This is a genomic window from Okeania sp. SIO2B3, from assembly GCF_010672525.1.
In the GTDB taxonomy this organism is placed as follows: domain Bacteria; phylum Cyanobacteriota; class Cyanobacteriia; order Cyanobacteriales; family Microcoleaceae; genus Okeania.
The window spans coordinates 108,129-130,362 of the sequence record NZ_JAAHGH010000012.1 but is presented as its reverse complement, the minus strand read 5'-3'; the positions used below and the strand labels follow the sequence as shown (position 1 = coordinate 130,362).

General features: G+C 36.2%; 23 protein-coding genes. 13 read left to right on the top strand and 10 right to left on the bottom strand.

The annotated features are described in order from the left end of the window. The first annotated feature begins 97 nt into the window (after nucleotides 1–97). The 4 genes from F6K15_RS13540 (at nucleotide 98) to F6K15_RS13525 (ending at nucleotide 1,422) form a co-directional block, all read left to right on the top strand. Nucleotides 98–301: a hypothetical protein gene (locus tag F6K15_RS13540; protein ID WP_287289099.1), complete on the top strand. Its 204-nt coding sequence runs from the start codon at nucleotides 98–100 to the stop codon at nucleotides 299–301. Nucleotides 302–315: 14 nt separating this feature from the next. Next, entirely contained in the window at nucleotides 316–543 is a 228-nt protein-coding gene (locus F6K15_RS13535; protein ID WP_293061548.1) for a DUF4926 domain-containing protein, read from the top strand. A gap of 29 nt (nucleotides 544–572) precedes the next feature. Further along, nucleotides 573–1,181, top strand: coding sequence for a Uma2 family endonuclease (locus F6K15_RS13530; protein WP_293061547.1), 609 nt, complete (start codon nucleotides 573–575; stop codon nucleotides 1,179–1,181). Nucleotides 1,182–1,242: 61 nt separating this feature from the next. Next, nucleotides 1,243–1,422 (top strand): hypothetical protein, encoded by a 180-nt coding sequence (locus F6K15_RS13525; protein ID WP_293061546.1) that lies wholly within the window; start codon nucleotides 1,243–1,245, stop codon nucleotides 1,420–1,422. Here the strand turns inward: F6K15_RS13525 and F6K15_RS13520 are convergent. Beyond that, nucleotides 1,407–2,516, bottom strand: a complete 1,110-nt coding sequence (locus F6K15_RS13520) for an NADH:flavin oxidoreductase/NADH oxidase (protein WP_293061544.1) — start codon at nucleotides 2,514–2,516, stop codon at nucleotides 1,407–1,409. The two genes, F6K15_RS13525 and F6K15_RS13520, sit on opposite strands and share 16 nt — an antisense overlap. 470 nt (nucleotides 2,517–2,986) lie before the next feature. Next, on the bottom strand, nucleotides 2,987–4,090 hold the full coding sequence (locus tag F6K15_RS13515) for an alkene reductase (RefSeq protein WP_293061543.1): 1,104 nt from the start codon (nucleotides 4,088–4,090) through the stop codon (nucleotides 2,987–2,989). 933 nt (nucleotides 4,091–5,023) lie between these two features. Here F6K15_RS13515 and F6K15_RS13510 point away from each other — a divergent pair. Together F6K15_RS13510 and F6K15_RS13505 are read left to right on the top strand one after the other, a co-directional pair. Continuing rightward, nucleotides 5,024–5,950, top strand: coding sequence for a LysR family transcriptional regulator (locus F6K15_RS13510; RefSeq protein ID WP_293061542.1), 927 nt, complete (start codon nucleotides 5,024–5,026; stop codon nucleotides 5,948–5,950). 346 nt (nucleotides 5,951–6,296) lie between these two features. Continuing rightward, on the top strand, nucleotides 6,297–6,983 hold the full coding sequence (locus F6K15_RS13505) for a hypothetical protein (RefSeq protein WP_293061541.1): 687 nt from the start codon (nucleotides 6,297–6,299) through the stop codon (nucleotides 6,981–6,983). Between the two features lie 550 nt (nucleotides 6,984–7,533). Here F6K15_RS13505 and smpB read toward each other — a convergent pair. From smpB to ispE, 4 genes are all read right to left on the bottom strand, one after another. After that, a complete protein-coding gene (gene smpB, locus F6K15_RS13500; RefSeq protein WP_287241787.1) occupies nucleotides 7,534–8,004 on the bottom strand; it encodes an SsrA-binding protein SmpB in 471 nt (156 codons plus the stop codon). 910 nt (nucleotides 8,005–8,914) lie between these two features. Beyond that, nucleotides 8,915–9,694 carry a hypothetical protein gene (locus tag F6K15_RS13495; protein ID WP_293061540.1) on the bottom strand — a complete coding sequence of 260 codons (780 nt, stop codon included), beginning with the start codon at nucleotides 9,692–9,694 and terminating at the stop codon, nucleotides 8,915–8,917. A gap of 227 nt (nucleotides 9,695–9,921) precedes the next feature. After that, a complete protein-coding gene (locus tag F6K15_RS13490) occupies nucleotides 9,922–10,251 on the bottom strand; it encodes a DUF3082 domain-containing protein (protein ID WP_293061539.1) in 330 nt (109 codons plus the stop codon). A 419-nt stretch (nucleotides 10,252–10,670) separates the two neighbouring features. Next, entirely contained in the window at nucleotides 10,671–11,615 is a 945-nt protein-coding gene (ispE, locus tag F6K15_RS13485; protein WP_293061538.1) for a 4-(cytidine 5'-diphospho)-2-C-methyl-D-erythritol kinase, read from the bottom strand. A gap of 221 nt (nucleotides 11,616–11,836) precedes the next feature. Here ispE and F6K15_RS13480 point away from each other — a divergent pair, with 221 nt between their 5' ends. From F6K15_RS13480 to F6K15_RS13465, 4 genes are all read left to right on the top strand, one after another. After that, on the top strand, nucleotides 11,837–12,121 hold the full coding sequence (locus F6K15_RS13480) for a hypothetical protein (protein ID WP_293061537.1): 285 nt from the start codon (nucleotides 11,837–11,839) through the stop codon (nucleotides 12,119–12,121). Nucleotides 12,122–12,260: 139 nt separating this feature from the next. Next, the gene (locus tag F6K15_RS13475) at nucleotides 12,261–12,539 is read left to right on the top strand and encodes an alcohol dehydrogenase catalytic domain-containing protein (RefSeq protein ID WP_363267911.1); all 279 of its coding nucleotides are present in this window, start codon (nucleotides 12,261–12,263) and stop codon (nucleotides 12,537–12,539) included. Between the two features lie 154 nt (nucleotides 12,540–12,693). Then, nucleotides 12,694–12,879, top strand: a complete 186-nt coding sequence (locus F6K15_RS13470) for a hypothetical protein (RefSeq protein ID WP_293061536.1) — start codon at nucleotides 12,694–12,696, stop codon at nucleotides 12,877–12,879. Continuing rightward, a complete protein-coding gene (locus F6K15_RS13465) occupies nucleotides 12,807–13,337 on the top strand; it encodes a zinc-binding dehydrogenase (RefSeq protein ID WP_293061535.1) in 531 nt (176 codons plus the stop codon). The genes F6K15_RS13470 and F6K15_RS13465 overlap by 73 nt, the downstream gene beginning before the upstream one ends. 776 nt (nucleotides 13,338–14,113) lie before the next feature. Here F6K15_RS13465 and F6K15_RS13460 read toward each other — a convergent pair. Next, nucleotides 14,114–14,980: an SPFH domain-containing protein gene (locus F6K15_RS13460; RefSeq protein ID WP_293061534.1), complete on the bottom strand. Its 867-nt coding sequence runs from the start codon at nucleotides 14,978–14,980 to the stop codon at nucleotides 14,114–14,116. Nucleotides 14,981–15,463: 483 nt separating this feature from the next. Between F6K15_RS13460 and F6K15_RS13455 the strand changes: the two genes are divergently transcribed. Continuing rightward, nucleotides 15,464–15,898, top strand: a complete 435-nt coding sequence (locus F6K15_RS13455) for a hypothetical protein (RefSeq protein WP_293061562.1) — start codon at nucleotides 15,464–15,466, stop codon at nucleotides 15,896–15,898. Between the two features lie 6 nt (nucleotides 15,899–15,904). On the opposite strand, the gene F6K15_RS13450 is transcribed toward F6K15_RS13455, so the two are convergent. Next, nucleotides 15,905–16,375 carry a DNA-binding protein gene (locus F6K15_RS13450; protein WP_293061532.1) on the bottom strand — a complete coding sequence of 157 codons (471 nt, stop codon included), beginning with the start codon at nucleotides 16,373–16,375 and terminating at the stop codon, nucleotides 15,905–15,907. A 240-nt stretch (nucleotides 16,376–16,615) separates the two neighbouring features. Between F6K15_RS13450 and F6K15_RS13445 the strand changes: the two genes are divergently transcribed. Continuing rightward, the gene (locus tag F6K15_RS13445) at nucleotides 16,616–16,753 is read left to right on the top strand and encodes a hypothetical protein (RefSeq protein ID WP_293061530.1); all 138 of its coding nucleotides are present in this window, start codon (nucleotides 16,616–16,618) and stop codon (nucleotides 16,751–16,753) included. 412 nt (nucleotides 16,754–17,165) lie between these two features. Here F6K15_RS13445 and F6K15_RS13440 read toward each other — a convergent pair whose 3' ends face one another. Both F6K15_RS13440 and F6K15_RS13435 read right to left on the bottom strand, forming a co-directional pair. Beyond that, nucleotides 17,166–17,624: a COP23 domain-containing protein gene (locus tag F6K15_RS13440; RefSeq protein ID WP_293061528.1), complete on the bottom strand. Its 459-nt coding sequence runs from the start codon at nucleotides 17,622–17,624 to the stop codon at nucleotides 17,166–17,168. A gap of 568 nt (nucleotides 17,625–18,192) precedes the next feature. Then, the gene (locus F6K15_RS13435; protein WP_293061526.1) at nucleotides 18,193–18,912 is read right to left on the bottom strand and encodes a dienelactone hydrolase family protein; all 720 of its coding nucleotides are present in this window, start codon (nucleotides 18,910–18,912) and stop codon (nucleotides 18,193–18,195) included. Nucleotides 18,913–19,870: 958 nt separating this feature from the next. On the opposite strand from F6K15_RS13435, the gene F6K15_RS13430 reads away from it, so the two are divergent. Next, the gene (locus F6K15_RS13430) at nucleotides 19,871–20,899 is read left to right on the top strand and encodes a Gfo/Idh/MocA family protein (RefSeq protein WP_293061524.1); all 1,029 of its coding nucleotides are present in this window, start codon (nucleotides 19,871–19,873) and stop codon (nucleotides 20,897–20,899) included. Nucleotides 20,900–22,234 lie beyond the last annotated feature (1,335 nt).

Genomic DNA, 22,234 nt, shown 5'->3' with positions numbered 1-22,234 from the left:
CCAATCAAAATTATGTCTTGCTTATATATAATATCATAAACTTTACCAGCTATTCCTTAAATCAGCAATCCCAAATAAGTTTTCTCTTTGGCCTTATTTGAAAGCTTTACCTTTTCGCCATTTAGAAATTAATCATAAGGGCCAATCTTCCGCCACTGGCAATACCAATAGTATTGAAGATCGCGGAAGACCTAAAATTAATACTGAAATTTCCGAGTGTGAGTTTGTCGATCGCCAGACTCAAAGGCAACCAATTAATGAAAATTATCTACGTTTAACGACAGTTTATCCAATTGATTAATAGAGATAAAACGAATGAATGACATCAAGTTACATGATATTGTAGCTTTAACAGAGAATATGAAAATTCCACAATTTATGACTTATAAAGAAATAATATTACCTAGAGGTCAAGTAGGAACTGTAGTAGAAAATTACGAGCAAGGAAAAGCTTTTGAAGTGGAATTTGCTAATAAAAATGGGCAAACTTATGCATTGATATCCCTCGAACTTGAAAAACTAATGTTGCTGCATACAGACTGATAACTGATAACTGATAACTGATAACTGAAATGACTTATACCTCATCCAAACAACTTAGCTTTGAAGAATTTATTGCCCAATACGGGGATAATACACGTTATGAACTAATTGACGGAGAATTAAGAGACATGGAACCCACAGGCCCTCACGAAGCTGTTGCCGGGAGTATTGCTGGTAGAATTTATGTCGAAATTTTTCGTAATAATTTTAATTGGTTAATTCCTAAAAATTGTCTAATCAAACCCCTATATACTGAAGCTACAGCACTACGACCTGATGTAATAGTATTAGATAAAATCGAACTAACTAAAGAACCTCTTTGGCAAAAAGAACCTGTAATTTGTAATGGTAGTACTATTAAACTTGTTGCTGAAGTAGTTAGTACAAATTGGCAAGATGATTATGCCAGAAAAGTAGAAGAATATGCTTTTTTAAATATCACAGAATATTGGATTATCGATTTTAGAGGATTAGGTGGTTTACAATTTATTGGTAATCCTAAACAACCTACTTTCACAATTTGCCAGTTAGTTAATGGTGTTTATCAACAGCAACAATATCGCTTGGGTGAGGCAATTTATTCTGATTTATTTCCAAATTTAAAACTGCTATTAGACGACGTTATGCCAACTTCATAATTCTGAAATAAAGCTCGAAAAATTTACCACGATCGCTCTTTTTCCTAAAAACTATTCTGCAATGATATCATGTCCCCTTGAATACTTATTCTTTGGTGGAAGGAAGGCAGAGGGCAGAAGGCAGAAAGTTTTCTTCTTGGTGTTTGACATAGATGATGAACCGTATGCTTTTCCCACTGTTGCCTGTTGCCTGTTGCCTGTTGCCTGCTATATCTCCGTTGTCACCTACTTGAGCCAGTGAGCGTATTGAATTGGAAAAGTAATTTTATCTGTGTGCCCTAGTGCTTTAGCCGCTTGCTGAGGCCAGTACGGATTCACCAGCAACTCACGTCCCAGGAAAATCAAATCGAGCTTCCCACTGGCTATTTGTTCATTAATGAATTCAGGCTGTGTTCCATTGTCAGGATCGGAGAGCGCACTTGCTCCAACCAGAACTTCAGCTGACTGTTTGATAGTAGTGGCATCCGGGACTAAAAATGCCGGACCAAATGGAACTTTTGCACCAGTTGCAACCGCTCCAAACGCCATATTGTCGATTAGATCGACACCTTCATTTTTGAGTAGCTTAGAGAGCTGAATGGCTTCTTCAAGAGTCCATCCACCTTCAATGTAATCTTGAGCTGCCAACCTTACGCTTAACGGCAGAGTTTCAGGCCATTCTTGACGTACTAATCGAACAACTTCTAGAAGGAAGCGAATCCGATTTTCAAAACTGCCTCCATACTCATCATTCCGATGATTGGTAATTGGCGAGTAAAATTCCTGAAAGAGATAGCCGTGAGAAGCGTGTAGCATCAAAAATTTGAAACCAGCTTGATAAGCACGTCGTGCCCCGTATTGAAAAGCTTCCTTAATAGATTCAATATCTTCGATAGTCATCTCTTTCGGTATTCGAGGGCGTTCATCGCCAAACGGAATGGCACTGGGTGCGAAGATTTCCCAACCTCCTTCATCAAGCTCAAGATGACGACCTTCTGAGCGGGGTTTACCCCCTTCCCAGGGAAGAGAAGAGCTGGCTTTGCGACCTGCATGACCCAGTTGAATACCAGGTACAGCGCCGTGAATGGATAAAAAATTTGTAATACGAGCCAGTGGTTTAATATGGTCGTCTGACCAGATACCAAGATCGCCTGGGCTAATTCGTCCATCAGGAGAAACTGCTGTATCTTCTATTACGACCAGTCCCGCTCCTCCAATTGCTCTCGACCCTAAATGAACAAGATGCCAATCATTTGCCAAACCATCTTCTGCCCAATACTGGCACATGGGTGACATACCAATCCGATTGCGAAGTCTTACCTCTCTAATTTTTAGCGGTTCAAATAGATGAGTCATTGCTTACTATCTCCAAATGTTGTGGTCTTAAATTAAAACTATTATGAAACCAATGAGGTCTTTTTTTACCGAAAAATTGTGGTTATCAAGCCTCTCCTTTTAAGGGGATAATAAAGAAAAATTTTCCTTTGAGCCAATCCTATCCGTTTTCAAGGAGAGGTAATAATTAATTATTAATTTTTGGCGTTGCTGATTCTGGGTATGGTTTTGCCCCTCTAGCCCCCCAATTTTGGGGGGAATAAAACTCTAAAAGTCCCCTTTATTAATCCCCCTCCCGTCCCCCTTGGAAAGGGGGAAGCCAGATGTTACTTCGCTCTTTGTTGAATGGGGAATGCGCGGGGGCATGGACCAGAACCAAACAATCACGCATTCATACTTCAATTCAGCAACGCCAGCCTTTTTATTGCAGAGATACTGATAACTGATAACTGAAATGACCCCACTGGTTAGACTAGAAAAGCTAATTTTTTTTAAGCATCACCCAAACTGGGATAATCTATATATCCTTCTTCACCACTGGTATAAAAAGTATTACGATTATATTTGTTAAGTTCAGCATTTAGAGCAAAGCGTTTAGGCAAATCGGGATTCGCTAAAAACAGACGACCATAAGCTACGAAATCAGCAGTGTTATTTTGAAGAGCTTCCTCTCCTGTGTCGCGAGTATATCCACCTGCGGTAATAATTGCTCCACCAAATAGCGGACGGAAAAATTTTGCTCCCAAACCTTTACCATCATCTTCAACAGTTACATTACCTTTGATACGGGGTTCAACAACGTGAAGATAACCTATCCCCAAGCGGTCTAATTCTTGCGCAACATAATTGAAAGTAGCTGCGGGATTAGAATCATGCATATCGTTGAAGGTACTACTAGGAGATAAACGCACCCCTACTCTTTCTTTTCCCCAAACATCTATTGCTGCTTGAGTAATTTCTAGAAGGAAACGCGCTCGGTTTTCTATCGAACCTCCATATTCATCTGTTCGATGATTAGAATTATCTTGGAGAAATTGATCGGGTAAATAACCATTGCCAGCATGAATTTCCACTCCATCAAAACCTGCTTCTTGAGCATTTTTTGCCCCTTGTCGAAACTGCTCGATAATCAGAGGTATTTCTTCTAGTTTGAGTTCTCTAGGAGTAACATGGGGGAATTGTCCATTGGGAAGATCCGCTAAATAATCAGCCAAAATAGAACTAGGAGCGATCGGAATGTCTCCCTCTTCTAGTAAGTCTGGATGAGCAACTCGTCCAGCGTGCCACAATTGTAAAAATATTTTGCCACCTTTGTCGTGTACTGCTTTTGTTATCTGTTTCCAACCTTCTATCTGCTCTTGACTATAAATTCCTGGTGTATTGGCGTAACCCAAACCATTACGAGAAACCTGAGTAGCTTCACTAATAATTAATCCCGCAGAAGCACGTTGAGCATAATAAGTCACATTCATCGGTTGAGGAACATAGCGATCGCCTGCACGACAGCGAGTTAAAGGGGCAAGAATCATACGGTTTGTTAATTCTAGGTCGCCTAAAGTAGCAGGAGAGAGTAATTGGAGTGTATTAGTAGTCATAATTTATCTCTTTAATAATTGTTTGCTGAGTTTCAGGTGAAAAATTTACAGGACTTACGCATTTTTCTGGCAAAAACGCTACATATACCATAGTGCTATAGTTTTTATCTACTATATGTAGTGCCTTTGCGTAAGTTCTGATTTAATTAGGGTTTGCGCTCAAAAGTCTTATGGGTAAGGGTAGGAGACAGGAGACAACCCACCCCTCGCCCCTCCCCCTCCCCTCCTGGGAGGGGAAGACAGGAGAAATGGGAATTATAGAGGAGGCAGGAGGAAGAATAATCCCTTGATTATTCTGCGCAACAAAGCCCTAAAATGCGCTCTTTTTTGAACCATTACGACCATTAAGCTTGGACTTTTTTTGACTAAAAAATGCGCTCAACCTTTATATGTCAATGCTTTTAGGTTTAATCAGCAAGCCCTAATTAGCTTAGTGAGCAATTTCCAGGCGATCGGGAATTACACATTTTCAGTTTTTAAACCTATGGATAGTGTTGCACTATAGTTTTTTACTACTACATACAGTGTTTTTGCGTAATTCCTAATTGTTTTTGTTTCCTTTTCCTAACCATGTTTTTACTTTAACTCCATTCATAGAAGATGTTAATATGGCTTTTATGCCAAACAGTTTTGCACTTTACGCAATAATTTACCTGTAAATAGGGTTTGCGTATGGAAATGCTGGGGTAGGAGACAGGAGACAGGAGACAACCCACCCCTCGCCCCTCCCCCTCCGGTGGAGGGGAGAAATGGGAATTTAGAAGAGGTAGGAGTAAAAATTGTCCCTTGATTTTTCTGCCCAACTATGCGCCTAAAATACGCTCCTTTTTGAGCATGAAGAGCTGAAAACCAAGTTATTTCAGACCCAAAAAGGCACTTGTCTTTATATGTCAATGCTTTTAGATTTAATCAGCAAGCCCTAAATAGAAATCTATGGATCAATTGGCGGCCATGCGTGCCTTCACCCTTGTAGTTGAGACGGGGAACTTTTCAGAAGCATCTCGGCAGTTAGGAGTTGCTGTTTCTTCAGTTACTCGCCAAGTTAATGCTCTGGAAACCCTACTCCATACCCAACTAACCAACCGTTCCACTCGTAGTATTACCCTCACTCCCCAAGGACGCAGATATTATGAGAAAGTGGTGCAAATTCTTCAAGATGTAGAAGCAGCTAATCTTTCAGTTGCAGAACAGGATGAAGTACCACGAGGTCTATTGCGAATTAGTTTACCTGTAGCTTTTGGCAGACTCTACATTGCACCTCTAGTTCGGGATTTTCTCGTGCAATATCCTGAAATGCAACTAAATTTGACTTTGAGTGATGGATTAGCTAATCCTGTTGATGAGCAACTCGATGTGGTGATTCGTTTGGGTAATCTTGAACGCTCTGGCGCTAGTTGGATCGTCCGCAAACTCGCCTCATACACGCGCAAAGTTTGTGGCAGTCCAGCCTATTTTCAGCAGTATGGTAAACCAGAGCATCCTGAAGATTTAGTTCACCATAATTGTTTGTGCTTTAGCTACTCCACTGGTTATGAAATTTGGCGATTTAAACGAGACAAAGAGGTGTGTGAAGTTAAAGTTAATGGCTCGTTGGTAGCAAATAATTCAGAAGTCCTTCGGCAAGTTTGTTTAGATGGTGGTGGTTTGATTTTAATGCCAACCTGGTTAATTGGAGAAGATATCCGTGGGGGTCTTCTCGAAGCTGTACTTAATGATTTTCAGTTCTATCCCCACATAGATATGGATACAGGTATTTACGCACTTTATCTACCGAATCGTCGTAATTCCTTAAGAGTTAAAACTTTCATTGATTTTTTAACTCAACGCCTTGGTAACTCACTTTTATGGGAAAAATTTTGAACAATATGTAAGCATTCAGCTATTAGCACTCAGCTATCAGCAATGTGAGTAATAGACATCTCCATAAAATAGGGAACAGGAAGGAGAAATAATTGACAATTTATGGATAATAATTGATTTGATTTTTAATTTCCACCAGATTTCAATGAATAATTAAGAGCTGATAGCTGACCGCTGTTTGCGCAGCATTCCGGAGGAAATGCTTACAACAATACTTGGCAATTTTAAGAGAAAATCTAAAAATAAACGCCTATTAGCTGATTTTGAGATTATTGTAGAAAATCAGCTCTAAAAATCACCTTTAGTGCTACTATAAATTATAAATTCTATTTTCTAGCACAGAATAATGAATAACAAAAATCTAGCAATAACTTTAGCTACAGTTGTTTTTCTAGCAGCCTGTGACGTTGGTAATAATAGTCATATTAAACTTAAACATGATGGCTATCACAGTTCTGGTTATCCTAACTATATAAATCGTAGAAAAGTAGGAATTAAAAATCACATTCCAGCTAATTCTAATACCAGCTATGTTGTCAGTTATTGTCAAGAATTTATGGAATACGAAATGGGAATTCCTCGTAATAGTCGGTGGTCTTCAAGAGAAAATATAACTGAATCTACATCTGGTTGGCAATGGCAAGGTTGGGTAGAATTTGATGGGGAACGAAGCAGTTTTATTTGCAATATTGATAACAATGAAGTAACAGCACATTTTCATCAAGAAACTTATCCTGATTATTTCCCTGATCGTTTTTATGAAGGTGGCGATCGCATTAATAAAAGTAATATTAGTGTGGTAAGTTCTTGTAAAGAATTTATGCAATATGAAATGGGAATTCCTAGTAATGGGCGGTGGTCTTCTACTCAGAATGTGACTAAAACTGCTGAAGGTTGGCAGTGGCGAGGATGGGTAAATGTTTATGGAGAAAGAAATAAGTTTGTATGTACTGTCGATCCTAATGGTGTTAGAGTCGCCACTAATTTTGAAGACTCTTATAATTATGAATATGAATATAATTATAACTACTAACAGGACTTACGCACAGACACTAAATAGAGTTAGGGCGTTTTGCTCCGCAACATATAAAGCGGAGCTTGGCGTTAGCCAATGCCATTTGCTTCGCATAACTATCGTTAACGCCCCTATAGATGGCATTTTCAAGGTGAATTTGCGTAACTCCTAACTAATATAAAATCTGGTTGAATACTTAATTATATAGTTGGGGGAGATGGGGAGATTGAATATTTAATTGTGAATAGAATGATCAACAGATATTGTATAACCGGATTTTATTTCTATATAACTAATAAGTATTATTCAATTTACCGAATAATTCAGGTTTAAAGCTTCTTCTTTAAATAAGAAATAAAGAAAAAAATCCTTTTCATCAATCCTATCCATTTTCAGGAAAGATAATGATTAATGATTAATTATTGTATTAGTAAACTAAAGCTTCAAATTTACTAAGGTAAGGATAAAATTGGTAGTTCTAGTGCAGAATGGCGGAAATAACTGGTTACAAAGTCTTAAAACAATTACAAATCAAAAATGATTGACTTTTAGCTTCCGCGTAGTGGCTCTAATATTGCTTCATTACTCTTTGCATAGTCCGTTTATCGTCTCGTTGTTTAATAGTTTCACGCTTATCATAGAGCTTTTTACCCTGTGCTAAAGCAATATCAACTTTTACCCAACCGCGCTTAAAATACATCCTCAATGGTACTAAAGTTAATCCCTGTTGTTCTACCTTACCAATCAATTTACGAATTTCTTGTTTGTGTAACAATAGTCTCCTACTACGACGAGGTTCGTGATTGAAAAATTCTCCTGCTTTTTGGTATGGAGAAATATGAACGTTCAGTAACCATGCTTCATTATTACGGATTAAGGCATAACCATCTCGTAAATTGACCTTACCTTCTCGAATTGATTTTACTTCTGTTCCTTGTAATGCAACACCAGCTTCATAAGTTTCAATAATATGATAGTTAAATCTAGCTTGGCGATTATCACTAATTATTTTATATCCTTCACCGCTTTTTTTATTCATAAAATATTCTAATTACACTTGATTTTTTATCTGTAATTTTTGATTATACTACAAAATTATTGGTTATGGCAATATATTAATTAAAGCACCACTATAAATAAAAAATTTTAATAATATACTTGTAAGCATTCAGCTATTAGCATTTCCCACGGAATGCTGCGCAAACAGCAGTCAGATCTATGAACTATTCAAGCAATAACTGAGGTTAGGTTATAGCCAATTTCATTAATGAATTTTGATTCTCCTTGATGGATAATTCCCTTCTAGTATGATAATGAGTTAATAACACATAGCTGATAACGCAGTTCCTACCATAGGAGGCTGGCGGACTGCTGTTTGCGCAGCAGTCCGCAGGAAATGCTTACATATACTTTTTGTATAAATGCCTTGGTTATCAATAGCTGAATCAACTATAAATAAATATTTTGCGGATAATTAAACTATTTTAATTTAACTCCCCCGGCGGGAAGTCCCGCGCTCTCCCGGAGGAGAGCGCCGTATGGGAAAGCCGGGCGTTATCTGTGTTGTTCATCGGGGATTTTCTTTTTGTAGTATATATATTGTATTGTAGCATATGCATTGATAGCTATTGACAATTACAAATAAATAGATTTTAATTGTTCTAAACACAGGGGGAGGACATCACCTCTGTATAAACAGCAGTCAGCTTTTTTTTCTGAGAGACGAATTCCGTGTTGTCGCGTTAGCGCAACGTCGGGAGTATGTCAAATTGATACTATAGTTTTCCTAATCAGGAGTTAGGAGGAAAGAAAGAAGTAAGAAGAAGGAAGAAGAGGAAGAAAAGGAGAAAGTTTTTTTTATCAAAATAAAGCGAAGCTCAAATCCCCTACTTCCCCTCCCCTCCACCGGAGAGACCCGCGGGTGGGTTAACTTATGACTTCTGACTTCGTTAACCTGGTATTTCCAAAAGCGATCGCTCTAAAACAATCATCTCAGAATTAATTACTGAACTACGAGCTATAACTCTACCTTGAAAGTTCATAACTTGTAAGCTACTAAAGTCTAAATCTTGTGCTTCTTGAAACATTTGGTTAACTAATTTATCTTGTTCTTCCTCAGTTTTGTCATACCAATCATTATTCAGTTCAACAATTAATAAACTACTGGGAAAATTAACTCTTAAAGATTCAATAATTCCAGCACCATATTGATTAGTAAGGTCATCAATTTGATTTTGAATTGACACAATTAAAATTTGCTCTGGTGTCAACTTTGGAGGTCCAACTATAATTGGTTCCACAGATTCAGGAGCTTCATAAAATGAATTTTCAGATACTTCTGGATCTACACTTAGAGGTAGAGACTCTTCCAGGGCGATCGCTTCTTCTATTTCTTCAGAGATAGGAATATCTGCCACCTCAGTAGCAGGTTGACCAGAGGAAACAGAAACAAAAATAATTACCAGAATGAGGACAAAAATACTAGCGATCGCCCCCGTCAATAACCCATCAGAAAGCTTTTGACTTAGGGACGCTGGTAATAAGGAACGAACTAATCCTAAAACCTGTTGTCCAAGACTAGGTTTGTCCACTACTGATTTTTCCTCAGTAGTAGATTGTTGTTCAGGTGGACTTTCAGGTGTCACGGAAGCAGTTTCTGTTGATTCTTGATAGACTGCTTCAGTTTCAGGTTGTTCTAAATTTGGTTGCTGTGGTTGGTCTTCAGACATTTTATCTATACCTTTTGAACTAAACAAATCGATGGATAAAACGATAAATTAATAAAAGACAAATTTGTATTCTGGACTATAGTTCTTTTTATATTTTATTCTGGACTATAGTCCTTTCTCTATTTAATTTGTTTTCTCAAATATTTAAGTCAGGTAGTATCGGTATTATAAAGTTGCTAAGGAAAAAGGAATAAAGAAAAAATAGATATTTCTCAAGTTTTTACTATTCAACCTTCATTCGGAGGCATTTCTTTATTTGTAAATCGCTGAATTATAATTTGTATAGCTAAGGCGATTAAACCTAAAGTAACCATCGCACACATACAAGTAGCTAAAGCAGTAACTCCCACCACTAAAGCACGAACAGCAGTCGAAATATTCACCACAAAAACGTTATCTGAAATAATAGGCTTACTAGCAAATGTCTCAGAAATAGATTTCATTAACATATAGGCAAGCGTGGCTAAACCACCAGCAATTATCGCACTAGCTAAACATTGTAAAGGATTGACATTTGAAGCAGATGTTTTCTGAGATTTGGGACTTAAATTTGTCATATATTTTGAATGGTTGAAGTCGGAATAAAAATTGTTTGTAACTATAGCAGGTAACAGGCAAAATTGGAAAAAATATTGCCTAGTCTAAGATTCATCATCAGCATAAGTTCACCGCTCTAGCTATTGCTATATTAGAATTATGGGAAAAATGAAAATTCAATATAGCAGTTGATAACTTGGCAAAAGAAAATACATATTTCTAGAACTTTCAAGAATAAGAAACAGAGTATAATAGTTATTAACAATTGCCAATTTAAAGCAGTATATTTTCCTTCTATAGCGCTGTGCGCAGGCAACAGCTCCGGAAGGGGAAATAAATTGCTGATAATATAAGACTTTTAGCTATTTGGCCCCTCCTGCAATTTGTAAATATACCAGCGCTCATTGCTATACTTTCTGCCTCCTGTTCTCTTCCCTCTTCAATGAGCAACAGTAATGCCACTAGAGTTAAACTGTGCTATCCAGAATTCTAGACCGGGGTCAGCCATTTTTGCTTTTACTGCGGCCTCAACTTCCTGTGCTTGAGCAAGAGATTCTGTCAAAGCAAATATAGTAGGTCCAGATCCCGACATCATAGCTCCTAAAACATTTTGGGACGCAAAAGCTTCTCTTAATTTTAATAATTGTGGATATTCTGGTAAAGCCACCTTTTCTAAATCGTTGTGCAATAGTTTTCCAATCTCTATATTATCTTGGTGAGCGATCGCCGAAACCATTGGTCCAGAATGTACTCTTTGTATACTATTTTCCCGAGCTTCAGTATCATCAATATAAGTATGACCGAATTCTTGACGATAAGTTCGATAACTCCAAGGTGTAGAAATAGAAAGATTCTTGTATTTAGCCAAGACCACATACAATCTGTCTAAATTTGGTAGTGGGGAGAGAATTTCGCCACGTCCAGTTGCCAATGCTGTCCCGCCACTAACACAAAAAGGAACATCTGAACCCAACTGTGCCCCCAACTCTTGCAACTCTCCCTGAGTTAAACCAAGTTCCCACATTAAATCTAATCCCACTAATACCGCTGCTGCATCTGTGGAACCTCCTGCTAACCCTGCTGCTACAGGAATCTGCTTATTGATGGTAATTTCAACACCACCATACCTGGCAAATACATCTGGAAATTGTTTACCGATCAAGGAAGCTGCTCGGTAAGCAATATTGTCACCATCAGCAGGAACCAGGGGATGTTCGCATCGAACCACAATATTTTCAATTCCAATGGCACGAATATCTATTCTGTCCGCAAGACTAATGCTTTGCAAAACCATTGCTAATTCATGATAACCATCTGGGCGATCGCCTATAATTTCCAGATACAGATTAATTTTAGCAGGAGCAATTAATGAATAGGAGCGCATTTTAGCTAGTTTAGTATTAGATATTTTAACTCGAAGGAAGTCAAGAAAAAGGTTAATTTTTTGAGCAAAATCATCTCTCGTGACTTCCAGATGGCAAGAATTGATATTCCTCAGTTTCTTACTTTAGAGAGATTCTTTTAATTTATATTAGTATAGTCACAGAAATCAATACCTTATATCGCTTTTGCTGATTGATAAACCTGCGTTGGTGAAGCACGTGTATGATATTAATCTTAATTACTCAGGAGTCAGGAGTCAGGAGTCAGGAGTCAGGAGTCAACCCACCCCTCGCCCCTCCCAGGAGGGGAAGAAAGAAGAAGAAAGAGAAAGTTTTTTGGTTGCGGAGCGCGGAACAGAGTTCTATGGCACTCTGCTCCGGATACGATATCATACCTCTTTTCACCAACGCCGATAAACCAAATCGTCATAACCAAAATCCTGTAGGGGCGCCATTCGGCAGCTTTGCGTTAGCCAATGGCCATTCGCCCCCTACTGTGGTCTACTGAAATGAAAACCGCATCTGTTCAATTTACAATAATTAACAATTCTCCAAGTATGCAAATTCAATCACTAGCAGCAATAACAGCAGGAGCAAAACTAGAACCCTAAAGTTTTGAAGTATCACAACCACAAGGTTACGGATGTATTATCAAAGTTTTAGCTTGTGGTATTTGTCACTCTGACATACATATCATTGATCATGACTGGGGAGTATCAACATATCCCGTGGTGGCAGGCTATGAAGTCATTGGAGAAGTAGTAGAAGTTGGGACTCAGGTCAAACATCTGCAAAAAAGCGATCGCGTTGGTGTGGGTTGGCAGCGATCAGCTTGTTTAGAATGTCGTGACTGTCTGGGAGGTAATGAAAATCTCTGCAATCAAAATCAGGTACTATATCATGTCCGTTGGGGCGCGTTTGTGTAAACCCAAGGGTGAATATCTGGAAATTTAAGTTTTTTTCTTGCTCTTAAGCATTCCTACTTCTTCCTTCTTCCCTCTTCCCTCTTCCCTCTTCCCTCTTCCTTCTTCCTTCTTCCTTCTTCCTTACCTTAGCTATACAATACTGATGCTACCGGACATGATATTAATTGTTACTGGAGCAGGTGGGTTTGCAGATTATTTATCAGTAGATTCACGGTTCGCATTCCCTATTCTTCCAGAAATTGATACTAAAATTGCAGGACCTCTATTATGTGGTGGTATTACTGTGTATTCTGGTTTACGTTCTGCTGGAATGACTTCTGGACAAGAAATCGGTATATAGTTGTCGGTGGTTTAGATCATATCGCGGTACAGTTTGCTAGCAAATTAGGAAACCGAGTCACAGTATTTACAACTTCTGAGGGTAAGGCAAAATTTGCTAGTGAATTAGGAGCTGATGAAGCAATAGTGACAAAGAAAGGAGAAGATCCTTCAGCGCCTTCGCGTCAGTTAAATATTTTGTTGAGCACGGTATCTATCTCTTTGAATTGGTCTGCTTATGTTGAATTTCTTGACTCTGATGGTACTTTGGCATTTGTAGGTGTACCCGATGCACCTTTGACTTTATTTGTGTTTCAGTTGTTGATGAAACGGCGACGGATTATCGGTTTTCCTATTGGAGGTCGGGCAATAATGAATGAAATGTTATCAGTAGCAGCACAATATAAAATTGAACCGATAGTAGAAGTATTTTCTTTTGATCGGGCGAATGAAGCAATGCAAAAAGTTAAGGATAATTAAGGTGCGCTATCGGGCGGTTTTAACTGTTAGTTAGAAATGTTTTTATTGGGTAGTGAGAGTATTTTGTCTCCCGCGCACCTCACATTATCAACATTTTGAAATTAAAATCTGAAAAGAAAAATTTCTTTCTATTATACCATTTCTCAAAAAGAATGCTATATCTGATTGGGTAGGTAAATGTGGTTCCTGTATGAGGTGTGGGGAGAGGAAAAGTAGGAAAAATAATTACTAACAGACTAATAATTGTCAAAAACAGACTTTGAATCTTGGTAAATATTTGACTGTTGAAGTCTAGCTGAAGTATAGGATTACTTTTGGTAATTGGTATTAGACATCTCCAGAAATTAAAAAAAATCAATTCTTATCGATAAATTGTCAATTATTTCTCCCTGTTTCCTGTTCCCTCTTTTCTGGAGATGTCTATATATATAAAAGGCTATTAAATTATGTCCAATAGTCAAGATTCGGTAAGAATCTTCTCAACATATTTACCCTAACTTAAAGTCTAATAAAAGTTTGATGAAAATTGATGAAATATCAACAGTTTAGAAACAAGTGGTGATGATAGTTATTCTGCCTTATTCAAAGCTACGAAAAATCTACTTTTAAAGATGTTGGTAAAAAATATTTAGATTTTTTATTATTACCGAAATAACATCTCTACAAGCTTGATATATTTGCCAATCGTACTATGCCTATTTCGCTTAATTAAACATAATAAAAATATTCTTATCCCTTGTTTCTATTCCCTATCCCAATATCTATGAGACATTATACTAATCAGATTTTTTCAGTTTAGATGGTGAAATAGGCCGATCATTTAGTTGAGAATCATCAGGAGAGTCTCCCACTAATTCAACTAATGCTTCTGACATCGCTTTCGGGTCCATAAATAGAACCTTAGAATTAGCACTTTCACTTAATTTCTGATTAGTTTCTAAATACCTTTGAGCAATCAGAAATTGCATAAATTCTGGACTATCTGGGCGCAAATTTAAAATTTTGGAAAGAACCTCTATAGACTCTGCTTGTCCTTGAGCTTTAGCAATAGCAGCTCTTTTTTCTCCCTCTGCTTGTTCAATCATAGCTTTTTTCTCACTTAAAGCCACTCTTTCCGACTCCATCGCTGCTTGCACTTTTTCAGGAACAATAATATTTTGAACCTCGACACGAATCACCTTGACACCCCAACTAGAAGTAGCTTCATCCAATTTCTTCAACAAAGCTTTATCAATTTCATCTTTTGTAGATAAAACTTCTTGAAGTGGCAAGCGACCAATTTCAGAACGCAGAGAAGTTAAAACAATATTATCAATAGCATTTTCTACGTCTTCAATTGCATAATACGCTCTCTCTATTTCTATAATCTGCCAGTAGACTACTGCATCTACCTTCAAAGTCAAATTATCCTTAGTAATAACTGACTGAGGGTCAATATCCAATACCCTTTCGCGGATGGTATCAACGTGAGCTATTTTTTCCACTAGAGGTAAAACAAATTGAAGTCCAGGCTTCAAAGTACGCTTATACTTACCTAAGCGTTCTACTAAAGCCTCATCTCCTTCATCAATAACTTTTACTGATGAATTAACTGTATAACCAATAATTGCAGTTGCTATAAGAGCCACAAGATATTGAAGCATAAGATGTTAGAAATTAGGTTGATTATTTTGATCCTAGCATTATCAATTCGAAAGTAGTCAAGTCAAAGGTTAATAATTTTCTTTTTGGCTGTTGATATTTGGACTTAAACGAAAAATTTTAGCCCCAATCAAGTCTAAACCCTCTAAGCTATTGTTTAACTGTTTAATACCAAATGCAAAAAAGATAGTTACATATTAATTTGTGATTTATTCCTACAAGAAAAAAACTAAATTCCATAAATTCTAAAAATTAAACTTTTTTTCCTCTTTGTTTATTATTTTTTTCTTTCCCTGTTGCCTGTTCCCTGTTTCCATAACCGGTGTTACCTGCGTTGTGACTGTAGCAATATTTTATGAAATTGGTATAACAAATAAGTAGAAAATCTAAAATTATTAATAATTGTCCCAATAATCACAGTTTTTGATTTTTACTTAAATTAGTTAGTTAATAATCTGAAATTTTATTCTTGAGGAGTATACATGGTGAATGCTGCAGAACAGGCCAAAAATTTTCAAGTAGCTAGTAAGATTGCTTCAGTTGTAAATTTATTTAAGTCCCAGTTTGCAAATGTTAAGGTCGATCTCAAGCCCTGGATGAATGACCCAGATACTTTGGAGTTGGTTGACCCAGATTCTATAGATATTGGTTTTCATTTGCCTGGTAGAAGTCGGTCTCTCGAAAGTCGTTGTTTATTGGTGCAAATTCGTTTATATCAAGATCCTATTGAAGCTTATTCTCGTGTAATTGGAGTAGAAGTTGCTGGTTACGATCATCGTGGAGAACAATGGAAATTATCAACGGTGGGTGGCTGGCGTTTTGTGGGAAATACCCAACCCACAACAGAATCTGCTGCCAAACTGAAATATTTCTGTAGGCAGATTTTTGAGCTATTTAATAATGATGATTTAGCTGCTTAATTGAGATTAGCCAAAACCTTTTGCTTCTCGATCTTGGAAGATTTTACGGGTAACTTGAATCTCTGGCTCTACTTCTATCCATAAGCGCGCTCCCCCTGCCTGACTTTTGTTAGGTTTGTGGGGATGATATACAATTTTGCAAGGTCCGAATATTTCCACTTCGTGACAGTAATCGTTTCGTCCCCCTATCTTAACCGCAATTGCTGGATCGGTTGTACCATTATCTCGATTGTCATCTATAACTTTTCGCAGCACATGAATAAAGGTATTGCCTGTACGTTGTCCTTTATTCCAAGTTCCTTCTGGTCCTCGGCTACCAGAACTGATTTCTGGCATTCCACGACCATTTAGAGGAATTATCCAAAATCTTTTAACTTTTCGCGCTCCTTTAACCCGTCCTTGTTTTAGCAGAACTCTGAGTCTGGCTGTAGATATATTTAAAAGGAATGCTGCTTCTGTAGTACCTATTTCTGTCATTATCTTCTCCTTAATTAATTCGCAATAGTTTATATTTTCACATTTTAAACTAGATTACATTAAAAATTTAGGTAGTTCTGAAATAATTTCTTGGTTATTTCGGAAAGACTTAAGCTCTATTATAAAAAAATAAGAAAATTATTCAGAGCTTATAGCACGTACAAGAGTTTTAGGGTACCGAATAATAATGAATCGAATCAGGGGAAACTTTTTCCCCGTTGTTCCCTGTTTACCAAAAAATTGGGTTTAAAGCCTCCCCCTTTTAGCTATCCATTACCCACAACTTTCTTAACAGAAAAATTAACAAAAGGAAGTAATTATGTAATGGAGTATGGAGAAAAAGTCACCAGTGACTCTAGTTTAAAAACATCAGAATAAAGAGAGCTTCAAAAAGCCTCATTTTCTAGAATTCATGTTCGATCAAAATAGAAATAAAGAGACAGCATCAGGCAATGGTTAATTAATTGCATAAGTAGATAAAAAATAATTTTGCCTACCTACTTGAGCCGAGTGTCAAACAAATAATCATATCATGTCCAGTTGAACAATTTTAAATAATTAGAGAGGAGTAACTCAGTTAGAAGAAAATAGAAGAGAAAAAGGAGAAAGTAACCCTTGTATAAGAGGATAAAGGCAGAAGGAAAAAATTAAGGTTGTGAGGTACAAAGGAATTATCGCGCTATTATCCGGACTTGATATTAGTTGTTCTTGATTAAGTATTCAAGCCCATTGTTTGTAGAAATTCGATGCTACATCTACAGAACATTTTTTCTGCTCAATACTTATTCCTTTAATGAATAGTAATTGGTGGTAAATTTGGCTGAGGATTAGTAACTCTTCTCAATAATTCTTGTCTGGCTTGTTGAGGATTTTGACCATTAGGAACTTGATATAATAATCTACAAGAACCATCTTGAGGATTAGCAGCACAAATCATTGGCTGTCCATTTTTAGAAATACTGACAGTGATACTTCGATATCCGTTTCTTTGTTGAGTAGATAAAATTCCAGATACTCTAGTACATCTAGTCAGAGCATCTTCTCCTGATTCGGTAAAATAATTATTAGAATTCCAGAGAATAATCGGAATATTTTGGCCTTGTTTAGTGGCTATTGTTGCTGGAGTTGCGCCAATTCTCCCACAGAAAAAATTAGTAGTTTGAGCTTCAGCAGAACGATTATTTATAGGAAGATTTAAAAATCCAATTACTGTGGCAGCAACAATAGAAGTTAATGATAAAATTTTCATTGATTATAATCTACATAGATAACAATACTAATATTCTATAAATTTATATATAGTTCTTGACTGTCAGTAATGGCATTTAAGCAAAATTTTTTTTTTAGTATACCTGGGAAATTCTGGAAGTTCTGATTATCAGTGATTCTTGTGTAGTTATAATTTTTAATTAATAAATTACTTGCTTTGCTTATATTCCTGATTCAATTTATTATCTGCCTTAACTTCGGTTCAGGAAAACCTTCCCAATAATGGTAGTCAATCAACCAGATATAATTTGGAATAATCAACTTATTGGGAGTGGGTTCAAAAATAGTGATTCAGTGTCAAACTAAAGTAAGCATTCAGCCATCAGCTAGCCTCTTTCAGAGGAACTGCGTTAACAGCTATCAGCTATGAATTGTTAGCTCATTATCAGCTCAAAATAGGAATTAGTCTCCAAGGAGAATTAAAACTTATAAAAAAAATGTCTTCAGCTAACCTTAGCAATTTCTTGAATATGTTCATGTATCTGTTTGCGCAGCATGACAAACGGAAATGCTGAATGCTGAATGCTGAATGCTTACAAACTAAAAGTTTAGTCAAGATATTTTTGGAAAAATTCTATAGTGCGACTTTGGGCAAGATTAGTAGTTTCTAAGTTATAGTCTTTTCCTTCTATCCGAGCAAAGCCATGATTAACATTTGGATAGGAATGTATTGTTACTAAAGGGTAATTACTCAGTTCAATTTTTAGTTGAGACTGAATTTCTAGAGAAACATATTCATCTTTTTCAGCAAGATGAAGCATTAATGGATTTTGAATATTAGCTGCTTCCTCAAGATTTTTTTCTATGCCAACTCCATAATAACTAACGTTACATTTTGCTTGGGAACGAGTAGCCATTAAATAAGCGAGTTTTCCTCCTAAACAAAAACCTACACTGCCAATTTTGCCAGTACATTCTGGTAATTCTTTGAGAGTTTTCATTGTAGAAATTAAATCATCAATTCCTTTATTTTCATCAAAATTTTGGTAAAGTTCAAATGCTTTTTGCCAGTCACTCTCAGATTTATCGGTAAGTTCGATATCTGCTTCTTGACGCCAAAATAAATCAGGCACTATTGCCACATAACCTGCTTGAGCATATTCATCAGCTATATTACGCATTACTTCATTAACTCCAAAAATTTCTTGGATAATTATTAATCCAGGAGCAGGTGTAGAAGTAGGTGTTTTTAAGTAAGCGGAAAAAGTCTCGCCGTTATTGCTAGGAATTTTAATTTTCATCTTGGTTAATTGATTTGATATTGCCATTATATTTATAAATTACTTTAACATTAGTTAGTCAATTCAGTTAGCCTCCTGTCAGAGGAACTTTCCTATCGGAATTATGTACAAACGTTAATAGTCAGCCTCTTTACAGATGAGCTAAAACTGCGGACTTAAGTACCTCCTGCAATAGGGAGGCGAGAAGATACATGATTTTCTTTTTGATTACCTTAAAATTTGAGGCTTGATACTTAATTTTTTGTATTTAAAAATAGCATTTAATAAATAATTTTGGTAAAAATCTTATTGAGACTCTCAGTCATTGTTTATATTAATAGTGAGTTAATGATTCGGAAATTTTATATTTATTTACCTCAGATTAAAGTTAATATAATCAAACGTAAGCATTCCGCTATTAGCTGTCAGCTTTCAGCAAAAAGAGGGGGTTTAAATGAATATAGATTTTAAAGCAGACTTTGGTAGTAATATTTAATTATGCCTCCATTAGTAAAGCTTTTATCTCAAACTAAAAGCAATAGTTTAAGCGCTGATAGCTGACCGCTAACCGCTGAATGCTTATAATCAAACTAATTACTTAAATAGTTATACTTAAGATTGAATTTAAGTGAATTTTGTTTGAATATAACATTACCATGAAAATTGACAAAGAGAAAAGTAGTTTTTTTACTATAAAATCTTTGTGTACTTTATTTTCTATTACCTTTTCTTCAAAAATATATTTACAATCCAAATGTAAATGCTATATATCTGAAAAATATCAAAGAGTAATATCTATTTCTTAGTCGAGATTTTTGATTCAAGAAAAAATTTAACTTATTTAAGCTATGATTACTAAATTATTGAGTTAAATTGGATAAAAATTATCCATAATAAAATTAGAAAGATATTTAAGAGTGGACTTCTAAAAAAAATACTTGACAAAAATTATAAGTTTTGTTACAAAAATTTTAAAAATTAATATACTTTAAGAGGATTTTAGATTGTGAAAGTAGCGATTGTTGGTTTTGGATTTAATGCAGAGAAAGCCCATGTACCAGTATACAGAGATCGTTCTGATATTCATCTCACAGCAGTAGTAGATCCAGTAACGTCTAGACGTGCAGCAGCGCTTCGACAATATGCAGATATCCGAGTTTATGAACAATTCAGCGATTTATTAGAAGAATATTCTAGTGAAATAGACGTAATAGATATTTGTTTACCTAATGCTTTTCATGTAGAAAGTATTAAACAAGCATTAGCAGCAGATAAGCACGTCTTATGTGAAAAGCCATTAGTATTGAATAAAGCTGAGTATTATGAATTAGTCAATATAGCAAACGAACGAAAACGTATTTTATATCCATGTCATAATTATAAATTTGCTCCTTCAATAGTTCACGCTGCCTACTTAATTAATTCAGGTGAAATAGGGATACCTTTATTTGCATCATTTAATATATTTGGTGTAGGTTTTCAACCAGGTGTACGGGGAAAAGATAAAGAACTATCTGGTGGTGGTATTATGATAGACCATGGTTTAGATGCAATTTCTGTTGCTCAAACTTTATTTGGTGGTTTCCCTCAACGTATATCTGCACATACTAGAAGTTTCAATGAAACAAATAGTCAACTTGAAGATGTAGCTGTTTTTTGCTTAGATTGGGAGAACAAATTAATCAATATTAGTGTCAGCTCTTTAGGGTCTATTCCAAAAGCTTATTACAGAATTCAGGGAACAGAAGGAGAAATTAGCATTGAGAATAATGATGTATTTTTAAGTGTTAAAGATCAACCAGTTCAGCACATTTTTGTACCTACATATTTTGACGATCCCGGTCATACTAATTGGTTTAATGGATTGATTGAGAATTTCCTAGATTGTGCTAATAATCCAGATACTGAACCATTCTCTTTGATGGAAGCTGGTTTAGTTCTAGAGATAGCTGAAAAAGCTAGTCATTCTAGTAATAATGGAGGTAGTTGGATGGGAATAGACTTTACTACTAAGTCATTACAAATGGTTGGTTAATTTATGAGTAGGTGTTGGAACTAGGTCTACAATTCAAGAAGGTAGTAGGTGGTAGGTTTTAGGTAGTAGATATTCTGCCATCTACAACTTATTACCTTCTGATTAATTTGACCAAGAAAAATAGTCATTTCAGTTATCAGTTATCAGTACCTCTGCAATACGGAATTATCTTTTTTTATCCCCTTAAAATGGGGAGAATTTAGACCACAATTTATCGGTAACAATTCTCTCCTTGGCTATAATACGAGTTATGGCTTGACAAATTGCTATATTTTATAGTGCTAATTATGACTATTTATAGCAGAAGAAAGGAGGAAAAATTCATTAATGGATAATTGATAATGGATAATTGATAATTACCTCTGGTTAAAACCGTTACGGAATTGAAGATAAGGAAATATTATTTCTTTTCTCTTGGTATCATGGATATGATGAGGAGAACTCGCCATCCCTAGACCGCTTTTTCCTCTTAAAAGGGGAGGCTTCAAGGCACGAATTATTTAATAATTAATAATTAATTATTCGGTAAGAAGAAAAAATCTGACATTATTTGAGTTTTAAGCTTTTGATATCTCCCCATCTTTCCTGCGAATGCTATATCAATTTAAATCAACTAAATATCAATCACCAAACAATTATCAAAATCATAAGGGTCGCGCAACCCCGCCTTGACTGGCGATCGGGTTTTTGGAGAGTTGCTCACACATCCCCTACTTCCCCTCCCCTCCACCGGAGGGGTTAGGGGTGGGTTGGGAGGGGCCCGCGGGTGGGTTAACTTCTGACTGTAATGAAGTGTGTCTTACATTCTGGAGGGGCTGTGTGCGGAATTACTTCCGCACAGTAGGCGTCCCGTAGGAGACCTCAGAATTACACACTCGCTTCTGACTTCTAACTTCTGACTTCGTTAATAGTGCTGCTCTATAATAATATACTAATGGTTTAGCAATAGGAAATTTTGAATTCCAAACTATATAATACCAATTTGATAAATGTTTGCTACAAATAGCTAGGGTATTTATTCGAATTTCCTACGGAATGTTCCGCAAACAGCAATCCTGCAATTCAGGAGTCGTATGGGAATAGATTTAATACCAGTTTTTAGGTCGTAAATTCTCTTTTTCGTCAAAGGGAAATTTCCTGCAAAATCTTTTTATTGCACTTATTATTCGTAACATTCTTTTTTCACGCTTGGTATAACTAGGACTTGCTGATTAAATCTAAAAGTATTTACAGATAAAGGTAAGTGCCTTTTTGAGGCTTTTCAAAAGTGCCTGGTACTACGTCTAAAACGCTCAAAAAGTTAGTATTTTAGGCGCATAGTTGGGCAGAAAAATC

What these genes read in the sequence shown, in the direction of transcription:
- F6K15_RS13495 (WP_293061540.1), bottom strand. Translation starts at nt 9,694, where the DNA reads ATGTCTGAAGACCAACCACAGCAACCAAATTTAGAACAACCTGAAACT.
- F6K15_RS13510 (WP_293061542.1), top strand. Translation starts at nt 5,024, where the DNA reads ATGGATCAATTGGCGGCCATGCGTGCCTTCACCCTTGTAGTTGAGACG.
- F6K15_RS13465 (WP_293061535.1), top strand. Translation starts at nt 12,807, where the DNA reads ATGTGGTGGTATTACTGTGTATTCTGGTTTACGTTCTGCTGGAATGAC.
- F6K15_RS13435 (WP_293061526.1), bottom strand. Translation starts at nt 18,912, where the DNA reads ATGGCAATATCAAATCAATTAACCAAGATGAAAATTAAAATTCCTAGC.
- F6K15_RS13520 (WP_293061544.1), bottom strand. Translation starts at nt 2,516, where the DNA reads ATGACTCATCTATTTGAACCGCTAAAAATTAGAGAGGTAAGACTTCGC.
- F6K15_RS13440 (WP_293061528.1), bottom strand. Translation starts at nt 17,624, where the DNA reads ATGAAAATTTTATCATTAACTTCTATTGTTGCTGCCACAGTAATTGGA.
- F6K15_RS13525 (WP_293061546.1), top strand. Translation starts at nt 1,243, where the DNA reads ATGATATCATGTCCCCTTGAATACTTATTCTTTGGTGGAAGGAAGGCA.
- ispE (WP_293061538.1), bottom strand. Translation starts at nt 11,615, where the DNA reads ATGCGCTCCTATTCATTAATTGCTCCTGCTAAAATTAATCTGTATCTG.
- F6K15_RS13490 (WP_293061539.1), bottom strand. Translation starts at nt 10,251, where the DNA reads ATGACAAATTTAAGTCCCAAATCTCAGAAAACATCTGCTTCAAATGTC.
- F6K15_RS13515 (WP_293061543.1), bottom strand. Translation starts at nt 4,090, where the DNA reads ATGACTACTAATACACTCCAATTACTCTCTCCTGCTACTTTAGGCGAC.
- F6K15_RS13505 (WP_293061541.1), top strand. Translation starts at nt 6,297, where the DNA reads ATGAATAACAAAAATCTAGCAATAACTTTAGCTACAGTTGTTTTTCTA.
- F6K15_RS13480 (WP_293061537.1), top strand. Translation starts at nt 11,837, where the DNA reads ATGATATTAATCTTAATTACTCAGGAGTCAGGAGTCAGGAGTCAGGAG.
- F6K15_RS13470 (WP_293061536.1), top strand. Translation starts at nt 12,694, where the DNA reads ATGATATTAATTGTTACTGGAGCAGGTGGGTTTGCAGATTATTTATCA.
- F6K15_RS13460 (WP_293061534.1), bottom strand. Translation starts at nt 14,980, where the DNA reads ATGCTTCAATATCTTGTGGCTCTTATAGCAACTGCAATTATTGGTTAT.
- F6K15_RS13535 (WP_293061548.1), top strand. Translation starts at nt 316, where the DNA reads ATGAATGACATCAAGTTACATGATATTGTAGCTTTAACAGAGAATATG.
- smpB (WP_287241787.1), bottom strand. Translation starts at nt 8,004, where the DNA reads ATGAATAAAAAAAGCGGTGAAGGATATAAAATAATTAGTGATAATCGC.
- F6K15_RS13530 (WP_293061547.1), top strand. Translation starts at nt 573, where the DNA reads ATGACTTATACCTCATCCAAACAACTTAGCTTTGAAGAATTTATTGCC.
- F6K15_RS13450 (WP_293061532.1), bottom strand. Translation starts at nt 16,375, where the DNA reads ATGACAGAAATAGGTACTACAGAAGCAGCATTCCTTTTAAATATATCT.